The 7,624-nt window shown below is 65.1% G+C and carries 9 protein-coding genes; 3 read left to right on the forward strand and 6 right to left on the reverse strand.

Translation table 11 applies throughout. The annotated features are described in order from the left end of the window. Positions 1–47: 47 nt before the first annotated feature. The 5 genes from gspD to gspG are packed head-to-tail and all read right to left on the reverse strand — an operon-like array spanning position 48 to position 5,373. Complete coding sequence (gene gspD, locus HYE77_RS15710; RefSeq protein ID WP_177068971.1) at positions 48–2,357, reverse strand: type II secretion system secretin GspD; 2,310 nt, start codon at positions 2,355–2,357, stop codon at positions 48–50. Continuing rightward, positions 2,354–2,878: a type II secretion system protein GspM gene (gspM, locus tag HYE77_RS15715; protein WP_003218654.1), complete on the reverse strand. Its 525-nt coding sequence runs from the start codon at positions 2,876–2,878 to the stop codon at positions 2,354–2,356. The genes gspD and gspM overlap by 4 nt, the downstream gene beginning before the upstream one ends. After that, positions 2,871–3,983 carry a type II secretion system protein GspL gene (gene gspL, locus HYE77_RS15720; protein ID WP_177045492.1) on the reverse strand — a complete coding sequence of 371 codons (1,113 nt, stop codon included), beginning with the start codon at positions 3,981–3,983 and terminating at the stop codon, positions 2,871–2,873. Before gspL ends, gspM begins: the two co-directional genes overlap by 8 nt. After that, on the reverse strand, positions 3,980–4,927 hold the full coding sequence (gene gspK / locus HYE77_RS15725) for a type II secretion system minor pseudopilin GspK (protein WP_177068972.1): 948 nt from the start codon (positions 4,925–4,927) through the stop codon (positions 3,980–3,982). The genes gspL and gspK overlap by 4 nt, the downstream gene beginning before the upstream one ends. Before the next feature lie 8 nt (positions 4,928–4,935). Beyond that, positions 4,936–5,373 (reverse strand): type II secretion system major pseudopilin GspG, encoded by a 438-nt coding sequence (gspG, locus tag HYE77_RS15730; RefSeq protein WP_003218660.1) that lies wholly within the window; start codon positions 5,371–5,373, stop codon positions 4,936–4,938. 148 nt (positions 5,374–5,521) lie between these two features. On the opposite strand from gspG, the gene gspI reads away from it, so the two are divergent. Continuing rightward, positions 5,522–5,920, forward strand: coding sequence for a type II secretion system minor pseudopilin GspI (gspI, locus tag HYE77_RS15735; protein WP_008431408.1), 399 nt, complete (start codon positions 5,522–5,524; stop codon positions 5,918–5,920). Here gspI and HYE77_RS15740 read toward each other — a convergent pair. Continuing rightward, positions 5,907–6,338: a type II secretion system protein N gene (locus tag HYE77_RS15740; protein ID WP_003218665.1), complete on the reverse strand. Its 432-nt coding sequence runs from the start codon at positions 6,336–6,338 to the stop codon at positions 5,907–5,909. The genes gspI and HYE77_RS15740 overlap by 14 nt on opposite strands. Before the next feature lie 85 nt (positions 6,339–6,423). Here HYE77_RS15740 and gspH point away from each other — a divergent pair, with 85 nt between their 5' ends. Together gspH and HYE77_RS15750 are read left to right on the forward strand one after the other, a co-directional pair. Continuing rightward, complete coding sequence (gene gspH / locus HYE77_RS15745; RefSeq protein ID WP_008431410.1) at positions 6,424–6,876, forward strand: type II secretion system minor pseudopilin GspH; 453 nt, start codon at positions 6,424–6,426, stop codon at positions 6,874–6,876. Beyond that, the gene (locus tag HYE77_RS15750) at positions 6,869–7,465 is read left to right on the forward strand and encodes a type II secretion system protein GspJ (RefSeq protein ID WP_087695372.1); all 597 of its coding nucleotides are present in this window, start codon (positions 6,869–6,871) and stop codon (positions 7,463–7,465) included. Before gspH ends, HYE77_RS15750 begins: the two co-directional genes overlap by 8 nt. Positions 7,466–7,624 lie beyond the last annotated feature (159 nt).

Genomic DNA, 7,624 nt, shown 5'->3' on the forward strand with positions numbered 1-7,624 from the left:
GTGGCCGTTACCGCAGCAACGGATATGCCCCCCATCCAAAACCCAAATCACCGCGGCACCGCCCGAATCACCGCCCTAACCCCCTGCCCCCCGGGAATCGCCTTATCCACCGAAGGCAACTGCGGCGCCTGCACATCCGGCATCGCCCAACTATGCTCCGGCTGCAACCCACCCTGGGCCCTGCGCATAAACTCATAGCGATTCAGCGTAATACTGCGCCCCGCCCCGCCGTCACGAATAATGTAGGGCCGCAAAAACACCATCAAATTAGTCTTCGTCACACTGCGCTTTTCATTCCTGAACAACGCCCCCAACCCCGGAATATCCGACAACCAGGGCACCGCGTCATTGCTCTGGCTATACCCATCCTGCAACAGCCCGCCAAGTACCATGATCTGCCCGTCATCCAGCAAAATACTCGTATCAATCGCCCGCTTGTTCGTCACCGTCCCGGCATCCACCGAAGCCCGCGTGTCGACGCTGCTGACCTCCTGATAAATATCCAGCTTCACCGTCCCCCCCTCGGAAATCTGCGGCCGCACGTTCAGCTTCAGCCCCACTTCCTCGCGCTGCACCGTCTGGAACGGGTTATTGCTCGTGCCGCCGCCGCCCGTCACATAACTGCCGGTGACAAACGGAATCGTCTGCCCCACAAAAATACTCGCCGCCTCGTTATCCAGGGTCAGCAGGTTCGGCGTCGACAACACATTAGTCCCGCCCTTGCTCTTCAACGCCCGGGCCAGCACCTTGAGGTCCAGCACCTTGCCAATCCCCGGAATGTCCACCGAGCCATTCACCAGCCCGATGTTCAAACCCTTGGGCAACACATCAATGCTGGTCTTGCTGGTGGGGGTTCCATTCAAGCCGCTGCCCCCCAGGTTCACCCCGCCAAAGCCCCCCTTCCCGCCCAGGTTGCCCGCCTGCCACTGCACCCCGAACTCGCTGGCATCGTCCTCACCCACTTCGACGATCAGGCTCTCGATCACCACCTGAGCGCGACGCTGGTCGAGCATGTCGATCACCTCCCGCAGGTTGCGATACAGCGGGTCCGGCGCGGAGATCAGCAAGGTGTTGGTGGTGGCGTCCGCCTGGATCGTCACGCCACCGGCGCTGAATGCGGTGTTCTGGTCGGTAGGGGAAGAGGCTCCGGTGCTGCTGGTGTCCTGCCCGTAACCACTGGGCTGGACAGTGCCGCTGCCGGTGGGATTGCCGCTGCTGTTCTGGGTACTGCCCTGGCCACCCTGGGTGTTGCCGCCCATGCTGCTCAACTTGCCACGGGCATTATCACTGGTACCGGAGTCGCTCTCGCCGGTCAGCAAGCCCCGCAGCGACTGCGCCAACTTGCCGGCCTGGGCGTTGCGCAGGTACACCACGTGCATATTGCTCGGGTTGCTCTGGGCGTTGTCGAGCTTGTAGATCAGGTTGCGCGCCAGTTCCGTGCGCTCCGGGCTGCCGGCGCGGATGATGATGGAGTTGGAGCGCGGGTCGCCGATCACGTTGATCTTCTGGGTCTGGTCGGCGCCCTGGGTTTCGAGGAGTTCCGAGACCATGGCGGCGATGTCCACGGCGATGCCGTTCTGCACCTTCACCACGTCGGTGTCGATGGCGCTCGGGGTGTCGATGCCGTCGATGATCTGTGCCACCCGCGCCAGGTTTTCCGCGTAGTCGGTGATCACGATGCTGTTGTTGCCGGGGTAGGCGTTGATCGGGTTGTTCGGCGAAACGATGGGGCGCAGTACCGGGATCAGGTTCACCGCGTTTTCGTATTGCAGGCGGAAGGTGCGGGTCTGCATGCCCTGCCCGCCCGGGTTGGCGCCGCTGTAGATCGGCCCGCCCAGCAGCTTGGCGTCCGCCTCAGGCACCACCTGGGCCACGCCGCCTACGTCGACCACGCTGAAGCCCTGCATACGCAGCGCCGCCAGCAGCATGTCGTAGGCCTGGTGCGCCGGTACCTGGCCTTCGCTGACCAGGGTCAGGTTGCCTTTGACACGCGGGTCCACCAGGAATTGCTGGCCGGTGGCGCGGGACAAGGCGCGCACCACCGCCTGGATATCGGCGTCGACGAAGTTCAGTTGTACCGGTTGATCACCCAGCGGGTTGCGCGCCCTGGCCGGTGCGGTGCCATGGCTGCGGGCGCTGTTGGTCACCGGGTGTTGCACCCGGGGTGGCGGCACGGTTTCGCGCTGGCGGTCCAGTGGTGTGTCGCCGCTGCGCCGGGTGTCGGCCAGGGGTTGGCCAAGCTCGCTGTCCACCAGCAACGGCGCGGAGGATTGGGGGTTGCTGCACGCTCCCAGCGCCAACAAGAGCAAAGGGGCGACCTTGCGATAAGGCGCAGCGTTGGGCAATGACCACTTCATGAAGCTTCCTTAGCGCCAGGCGCCTGATCCATGCGAACGGTCCCGGACAAGGTGCCGGCCGAGTTTGAAGGGGTGGCCTCGCCTGCGCGTTGCAGGCGGGCCGCAGAGACTTCCAGGGAGAACGGCCGGGGGTTGGCCAGCAGCCAGTCGATCACCGCGTCCGCCGGGGCGTCGTCGAAGGTCAGGCGCCAGCTGCCGGTGTCCTGCGGCTGCAATTGATAGCGGCCCTGCAGCCCGGCGTTGTCGAGGGACTGGTGCAAGGCGGTTTCCAGGTCACTGCTGCGCGGGGCTGGGGCGACGCCTTGCAGCAGCACCTGCAAGGCCTCGGCCTGGCTGCGCAGTTTCGGGGTTTCGGCTTGCCAGTAGTCGATCTTCTTCAGCGGTGGCTGGATCAACAGCAACCAGGTCAGCAGGCCCGCCAGCACCAGGCCGGCACCCACCAACAGACGTTTTTCACGCATGGCCAGGCCGTTCCAGAACACCTGGGCCTGGCTGCGCAGAAGCTGCCAACGCTTATTCATCTTCGGCCTCATCGTCTGCATCGGCTTCAACGCGCTCGGTAAGCGGGCCGACTGTCCAGCCCTGGTCGTCGCGACGGGCGCTGAACCCGGCCTGGGCCAGCAGCGCCTGCGCGTCAGCGGCCAGCGCCGGGGTCCGGGCGTCGGGCAGCAGGCTCAGCTGCAGGCGGCCTTGCTCGTAGCTCAAACTCTCGACGCTGCCCGCCATGGACGGCAGGCTGCTGCCCGCCAGCGCCAGCAAGCCGGTAAAGCGCTGCCCTGGTTCGGCCGCCGCGCCGCTCTGGCGTGCGGCCAGTTGCTGACGGGCTTGTTGCAGCGGGTTGAGAATCACCGGCAGTTCGGGGAAGGCCTGGCGTACTTGCTGGCTCATCTGCGCCTTGAGGCGTTGGCCTTCGTCGACCTGGCGGGCGGCGTAGAGGTTCAGGCCCAGGGCCCAGATGGCGACCGCCAGCGCCGTGCAGGCCGCCGCCCTGCCCCAGCCACCGGTTGCCGCCTGCTGGAGCCGACCGTGCAAACCCCAGCCCGGCGCGGTACCGCTCCAACGGGCATCGTCGGCCACATGGAGCACATCGACACCGGTGGCGAGCAGATCATCCAGCGCCTGCTGCCCCAGAGGATGTACCGCGCCCTGCTGCAGGCTATGGCGCAGTAGCAAATGCCCGTCGCAGAAGGCCGCGCTCGCTGGCCCGCTGACCGGCAGCGCGTAGGGCGCCGGGTACAGGCCACGCACTTTGATTTGCAGCTGGGTCGTTATCCGGCCCAGGTGCTCAAGGCTGCTTTTGGGCAACCAGCCGACCTGCACCAGGCCGCTGCTGTCCCGTGGACCGTGGGCCACATGCATCAATTCCAGCGGGCCGAGGATCAGTGCCTGGGCCGCACAGGTCACTGCATCGTCGACCTTGGCGGAGGGCAATTGCGGCAACTCCAGGCTGGTCAGCAAGCTGTCCCGTGGATGCAGAAAACACTCCGCCTGGGTATTCGCCCATTGCGCCAGGCGGCCCTCGCCCTGCTGGCTGACCTGCCCGGCGCGGTCCAGCCAGGCGAACTGCACCTGGCTCTCGGTGGTGAGTTCATCCAGCGGCGGCAAGCCGATGCGCAAACGCTTCATACGCCCACCCGCGACCAGATCACCTGGGGCTGACGGTCTTCCGGGCGATACAGCAACGCCTCCAGCGTGACCCGACGCTGCTCGCGGCGCGCCTGGCCGTGCACGCGAAACCACTCGCTGGTGATCCCCACCTGCACCGTGTCCACCGCGACTTGTGGCATGCGCAACCGGTTGACGAAATCCCCGCGATTGACAAACCAGCGCCCGCCGTCGCGCTCGGCCACCAGTGCCTGGGCCTGGGACAGGCTGAGCCCCGGCACCACGCTACTGAGTACCTCGGCGCTGGCGGTATTGCCGTTGACCCAGGTATTGCCGGGCAGCACGCTGACATAGCTCGCCATGCGCCGTAGTTGGCGCGGGTCGAGGCCTTCGATACCGCTGAGGTCGGTGAGGCTGCGCAACATCGGGTACTTGGCCGGGATCAATGGCGCGGCGGCACCGGGCGAGGTATCCCGGCTGCTGTTGAAACCGCCGGTGAGTGAGCCGCCGAGCTCGCGCTGGTCGTATGAGTCGATCACTCGCCGGCTGATGCGGCGACTCACAGCCGGCTCGATGCCGATCAACTGGCACAGGCGTTCGAAGCTCTGCAATTGCACGGCGTCCGGGTGTTGTTGGGTCACCAGGTTGCGCAGGTTGAACTTGCCCTGCTCATCCTCAATCCGCCCCTCGAAAGCACCGCCGAGGGGCCGTGCCCACGGTTGATCGAGCCGGGTCAACACGTCCTGGCGGCGCGCGTCCCACAGGAGTTGGCGACTGGTTTCCAGGCCGCCATTCAACAACCATTGGCCCTGGATACGCAGTTGTTCAGCTTCCAGGCTGCGGGTGAACACGGTTTGCCGGGTGAGCATGGCGCCGGCAAGCACCGCGACCACGGCCGCGATCAGCAAGGCACTGATAATCGCCATGCCGCGCTGCTTCGCCGCTGTGGGCGAATGGCTGTTCATCGCCGGCCTTACAGCTGCCAGGAGCCGATATCGGCATTCACGCCGTCACCATCAGGTTTCCCGTCGGCGCCGAGGGAGAACACATCCACTTCGCCGTTGGCCCCTGGGTTGAGGTAGTGATACGGGTTGCCCCACGGGTCGTTGGGCAAGCGTTCGAGGTAGGCGCGCCAGTTGCTGTTTTTCGCATCGGCCGGGCGTTCCACCAGCACCTTCAAGCCCTGGTTCATGCTGGGATACGAGCCGTGGTCGAGGCGGTAGAGTTTCAGGGCCTGCATCAGCCCGCCAATGTCCTGCCGGGCCGCTGTGGCCCGCGCCTGGTCGGGGCGGTCGAGCACCTTGGGCACCACCAGCGCCGCCAGAATCCCCAGGATCACCACGACCACCATGATCTCGATCAGGGTGAAACCGCGCTGCCTGCGCGCTGACGTGAAGTGTGCGATATCCATGTCGACATTCCTTGGCTTGAGTGCATTTCGTGGCGCAGTGTTGCAAGAACACATGTCAGTCATGTTGAAAATCCTCGGGAGCTTTGGTCGCCAATCGGTCAACTCCCGGGGCTAGTCTGCGGGCCTGTTTCCCGGTTTTGAGTACGCCATGGGCGGGCCCCGCAACGAGCAAGGTTTCACCCTGATTGAAGTGTTGGTGGCACTGGCGATCATCGCCGTGGCCATGGCGGCGGCGGTACGCGTGGCCGGGCTGATGACCACCAGCAACGGCCTGCTGCGGGACAAGTCGATGGCGCTGCTGGCAGCCCAGGGCCGGATGGCGGAACTGCGCCTGGAAGGTCGGGTGAGCACCGGGCGCAAGACGTTCGACTGCGACCAGGGCCGGCTGAAACTGCGTTGCGAACAGACCATCAGCAACGGGCCGGATGGGCGCCTGTTCCAGGTCAGCGTGCAGGTGCTGGACGCCACCCGGGAAGCGCCACCCCTGGCACGCCTGGAGACACTGCTGGGGCGCCCGCCGGTGAAGCGCCCGGTTACTGCCGAATGAGGCTTGGCAACGCCGGCCCGTCGGGCAACTTGTCGAGGGGCACGCGGATTTTTTCCGCGCCGCGCTCGATCTCCACGCTATCGCCTTCAATGGCCGTCAGCCGCACGCCGGGGCTCAGGCGTTCACCCAACAAAAAGCTGCGGGGCGGGCCGTCGTTGAGACTGAGGATCGCCACCGCCCCACGCGCCCCGGCAAGCACCCCGGAGACCTTGATCTGCATCACCGCCGGGGTATTGGAAAACCATTGCACGGCGGGGTTGTCGCTGCGGGCCGCCAACGCCTGGGGCGCGGCCTGCGGGGTGTGGGACTCGGCCGACGTGAGCAACAGCGGCGTCCAGGTCGCAACCCCTGCCAGCGCCGCCAGCAACGCCACGGCCTGGACGCCATGGGCGGGTGAAAAACGATGGATGAATGCCATGGGCGGGACCTCCTGTTTGTCCGTCGCCTCAGGCTACAGGGCAATTCACACCTTTTTATTTCAGCGGTTGATCAGGGAGCAAAAAATGAAACAGCAGGGCTTCACGTTGATCGAGTTGATGGTGGTGCTGGTGATCATCGGCATCGCCAGTGCGGCCATCAGCCTGAGCATCAAGCCTGATCCGCTGCACCTGCTGCGCAAGGACGCGGAACGCTTGAGCCAATTGCTGCAGGTGGCCCAGGCCGAGGCGCGTGCCGATGGCCGGGCGATTACCTGGAAAGCCGATGCCAAGGGATTTCGCTTCAGCCGCGTTACCGATGATGGGCTGGGAGTGGAGAACTTCAGCGGCGATCAGCAACTGCGTCCGCGGGCCTGGGACAGTGCGCCGATGCAGGTGCGCATCGAGCCTGGGAAAACATTGGTGCTGGATGCTGAATGGGTGAACCCGCCGGTGCGGGTGGTGCTGTCGGATGGGCAATACAGCCTGAGCCTGCAACGGGATGCGGCGGGGTTGTTGCGGGTGGTGAGTCATGAGTGACCAGAAGGGTTTTACGTTGATCGAGGTGATGGTGGCGATCATGTTGATGGCGGTGGTCAGTGTGATTGCCTGGCGCGGGTTGGACAGTGTGACCCGGGCTGATCAGCATTTGCAGGCCAGCAGTGAGCAGACTGAGGTGTTGTTGCGGGCGCTGAACCAGATGCAGCTGGATGTGAGCTTGCGCGCGGGGGTTGAGTTGGGGCCGCCGATTGGCGAAGACGCGCCGAAGCCTGGCGGGTTGGCGGCGGTGTCGGTGAGGAGTTCGGACAGCAAGGGGTTTCGGCTGGAGGTGATCCGGAGTGCGCCGGTTCCTGGGGATGGGTTGCAGCGGGTGCGGTGGTGGCTCAAGGGCGACACGCTGTACCGGGCAGCTGCACCGGCGCGGGATCGGTATCCGCTGCCGGCGCCCAGGGATGCGGTGGCGGTGCTTGGGCAGGTCAGGGATTTGCAGGTGCGGGTTTGGGACAAGGGGTGGCGGCAGTTGAGTGGGAATCGGCAGGAGGAACCGCTGGGGATCGAGGTGGTTCTGGTGCGGGAGACGGGCCAGGGGGTGGAGCGGTATCGGCAGGTTTTGGGGCCCTTGCGGTAGGGCTTTTTGGGGGTGGTGTACATATCCGTTATTTTTGTTATGGCTGATATGGGTTCCGCTCACTTTCGAAAAGCCGGAATGCCGGCCCAGTCAAAAGTAAGCAAAACGCTCTTGCCCCACCACTCGGCTCCTCGCCTAGGCTTGAGTGTTGAAGAGCAA

The sequence above is a fragment of the Pseudomonas sp. IPO3774 genome (genome assembly GCF_013386835.1).
In the GTDB taxonomy this organism is placed as follows: Bacteria; Pseudomonadota; Gammaproteobacteria; order Pseudomonadales; family Pseudomonadaceae; genus Aquipseudomonas.